The organism is Herbaspirillum lusitanum P6-12, assembly GCF_000256565.1.
In the GTDB taxonomy this organism is placed as follows: domain Bacteria; phylum Pseudomonadota; class Gammaproteobacteria; order Burkholderiales; family Burkholderiaceae_D; genus Herbaspirillum; species Herbaspirillum lusitanum.
Map to the genome: position 1 here is coordinate 1 of NZ_AJHH01000582.1, position 3,677 is coordinate 3,677.

4 protein-coding genes are annotated in these 3,677 nt (G+C 61.5%); all 4 read left to right on the forward strand.

Going from position 1 to position 3,677, the window contains the following annotated elements:
• The coding region (locus HLUSI_RS34355; RefSeq protein ID WP_040503686.1) for a hypothetical protein at positions 1–180 on the forward strand (180 nt) is incomplete at its 5' end.
• Between the two features lie 5 nt (positions 181–185).
• Complete coding sequence (locus HLUSI_RS0119300; RefSeq protein WP_029363776.1) at positions 186–1,115, forward strand: LysR family transcriptional regulator; 930 nt, start codon at positions 186–188, stop codon at positions 1,113–1,115.
• 399 nt (positions 1,116–1,514) lie between these two features.
• Entirely contained in the window at positions 1,515–2,774 is a 1,260-nt protein-coding gene (locus HLUSI_RS0119305; protein WP_016835511.1) for an MFS transporter, read from the forward strand.
• 99 nt (positions 2,775–2,873) lie between these two features.
• Positions 2,874–3,548, forward strand: a complete 675-nt coding sequence (locus HLUSI_RS0119310; RefSeq protein WP_016835512.1) for a DUF2848 domain-containing protein — start codon at positions 2,874–2,876, stop codon at positions 3,546–3,548.
• The last annotated feature ends 129 nt before the right edge of the window (positions 3,549–3,677 follow it).

Consider the following 3,677-nt stretch of genomic DNA (forward strand, 5'->3'; position numbering starts at 1 on the left):
GGCGTCTTCGCCGCCGGCGGGCATGGCGAGCTGGATATGATCAATGGCGGTGACTGGCATGGAATTCCTCTTTGCTGGCGGCAGGCTGGCTGCGTAAATAGTCTGCGAGGATTCTATCCCTTCGCCGCAAACGCTGCCGGATTGCCTGCTGGCTTAATCGCTGCGGCTTTGAGAGAATGACGGCCATGAACATCCGCTTCCTCGAAACCTTCGTCTGGCTGGCCAAGCTGAAAAATTTCCGCCTGACTGCCGAACGCCTGCACACCACGCAAGCTGCAGTGTCGAGCCGCATCGCCACGCTGGAACAGGATTTCGGCGTGCGCCTGTTCGATCGCGGCGCACGTGAAGTCACGCTGACCACCGACGGCAGCAAGGCGCTGGTGTATGCCGAGCGCATGGTCAAGCTGATGCGCGAGATGAAGGACGACATGTCCGACAAACAGGTCTACGCCGGCGTGATCCGCATCGGCGTGATCGAATCGATCGTGCACAGCTGGTTCCCGGATTTCCTCGGGCGCGTACACAAGATGTTCCCGCGCCTGCAGATCGAGATCGCCAGCGACACCACCATCCACTTGCGCGAACAGTTCAGCAAGGGCAATCTCGACATCGTGCTGCAGGCCGAGCCGGTGCCCGGCACCCACATCACCAACATCAACCTGTGCGAATTCCCGATGCGCTGGGTCGGTAGTCCCAAGCTCAACATCGGCAGCGAAACACTGAGCCTGTCCGACCTGGCGACCTTCCCCATCATCAGCTTCGCGCGCAACTCGGGCCCGCATGCGGTGATCGAGCGGCTGTTCTCCGGCAGCGAACGCGGCGCGCTACATGTCAATTGCATCGCCTCGGTCGCCACCATGATCCGGCTGGTCACCGACGGTTTCGGCGTGGCGGCGGTGCCGCCCGCCATCATCCAGCGCGAGCTCAACGAAGAAATCCTGCACACGCTGCGGGTCGACGTCGAGTTCCCGGCGCTGGTGATGCTGGCCTGTTTCCGTTCCGACAACGAGAACCCGCTGACCGAAACCGTGGCCCGCATCGCCCAGGAAACCGCCGCGGACTTCGCACTCAATTGGGGACAGGAAATCGCGCGGCTGCCGTCGCAGGCACAGTAGCAATCATCCCCAAGTCAGCGCCGGCAAGGCCTGCACGCGTTTTGCATCGCAGCACCACAAGGGCGCAACGGCCCACCCATTTTTGCTCATAAGATTTTCCAATCATCTGCGCCAACAATTTCTTGTTGGACAGCCATGGCGCCGCTGCCCATACTGAATTCACACAAGATCGTTCATGGCGCCGGATGCACATGCCGGCGCAAAAGCAAACGACGGATTTCCGCCAGACATTTTCCAGCTACGATTTCACCGAGACATTTCCAATGTCCTGCATGTTCTCGTGCTGTGAGAATGAAGCGACCGCTCAATCAATCTCAAAAGCAGGAGAAGGCAAGCATGACCTCGACATCGGCAACATCCCCGACAGGGAATTCCATCTACACGCCCGGCGCGCTGGACATGGAAGTCACCTACAAGAAAATCGCCTGGCGATTGATCCCGTTCCTGGTCTTCCTGTTCGTGCTGGCCTGGATCGACCGCGTCAACGTCGGCTTCGCCAAGCTGCAGATGCTGCAGGACCTGCAATTCTCGGAAGCGATCTACGGCCTCGGCGCCGGCATCTTCTTCATCGGCTACTTCCTGTTTGAAGTGCCGAGCAACCTGCTGCTGGAAAAAATCGGCGCGCGCAAGACGCTGGCGCGCATCACCATCCTGTGGGGCCTGGCCTCGATGGCGATGGCCTACGTCACCACGCCGACTTCGTTCTATATCCTGCGATTCATGCTGGGCGTGTTCGAAGCCGGCTTCTTCCCCGGCGTCGTGCTGTACCTGACCTACTGGTTCCCGGCCCAGCGCCGCGCCCGCGTCAACGGCCTGTTCATGACCTCGTTTGCGATTGCCGGCGCTGTCGGCGGTCCGATCGCGGGCACCATCATGAGCCAGATGGAAGGCGTCGGCCATCTCGCCAACTGGCAATGGCTGTTCATCCTGGAAGGCATCCCTTCGTTGATCGCCGGCGTCTTCGTGCTGCTGTACCTGCCGGAAAAACCAGCCAACGCCAAATGGCTCTCCGCCGCCGAGCAGCAAGCCGTCACGCAGGCGCTGGTTGCCGAAAATACATCCGCCAGCAAGCATCTGTCATTCAAGGACGCCTGCAGCAACTATCGCGTCTGGCTGTGCGCCGCCGTGTACTTCTGCGTGGTCAGCGGCAACGCCACCATCGCCTTCTGGACGCCGTCGATCATCAAGGAAATCGGCGTCAAGGGTAATTTGCAGATCGGCCTGATCTCCGCCATCCCGTTCATCGCCGGCACGCTGGCCATGATCTGGAACGGCATCCACTCCGACAAGACCGGCGAGCGCCGCATGCATAGCGCCATCGCCACGCTGATCGCCAGCGTCGGCCTGATCCTGACCGGTCTCACTTTGGGCAATGCCGTCATGGCGCTGTGCGCACTGACGCTCGCCGCCATCGGCATCCTGGCCGCCTTCCCGGTGTTCTGGTCGATCCCTGCCGCGTTCCTGGCAGGCACCGCGGCTGCCGGCGGCATCGCGCTGATCAATTCGATCGGCAACCTGGCCGGCTTCGTCGCCCCATACATGATCGGCGCGCTGAAGACCAGCACCGGCTCCTTGTCCTCCGGCCTGTATTTCGTGGCCGCGCTGGAATTCCTGGCGAGCTTCCTGGTGGTGGTATTCGTCAAGAAGTCGCAGGCCTGACTATTTCCGAGTTGTCCCTGCGCCGCCATTCTGTTCCTGCATTTCCGCCCCGGCGGCGCACCCCTTTATTCATGTTATTCACGTACCTGAAGCAGCCTTATGAAACTCTCTTTCCACACTGACGCAGCAACCCTCAATGTCGACATCGGCAATCTGATCATCGCCGGCTGGGCCGGTCGCGACCTGGCCGCCATCGAGCATCACATCGAAGAACTCGCGGCGCTGGGCATTCCACGCCCGAGCGCAGTGCCGCTGTATTACCGCGTGGCCAGCAACCAGCTCACGCAATCGGCGACGGTGCAGGTGCTCGGCGGCGAATCGTCGGGCGAAGTCGAGACCTTCGTCTTCAACGCCGGCGGCGAACTGTACGTCAGCATCGCCTCCGACCACACCGACCGCAAGCTGGAAGCCCACAGCGTCGCATTCTCCAAGCAAGCCTGCATCAAACCCGTGGCCGCGGCCGCCTGGAAACTGGCCGACGTCGCCGCCTACTGGGATGAGCTGGTGATCCGTTCCTGGATCAAGGAAGACGGCAAGGACGTGCTGTACCAGGAAGGCACGCTGGCCAGCCTGCGCACGCCGCAAGACCTGATCGCCGGCTTCACGGGCGGCAAGGACATCCTGCCCGAAGGCAGCGGCATGACCTGCGGCACGGTCGGCGCCATCGGCGGCATCCGTCCGGCGACTTCGTTCACGATGGAGTTGTTCGACCCGCGTCGCCAGCGTTCGCTGCGCCACGCTTACGACGCGGAAATCCTTGCCGAAGTTGCTTAGTTATTGCATAGCCATTTCCTGATCACTTCTACTTTTGACGCCATGATCCCCAGCCTGCATCAACACAGCGAAGACCTGCGCAGCGGCCGCAGCAGCTCGCTCGAACTGACCGAACGCGCCCTCGACCTC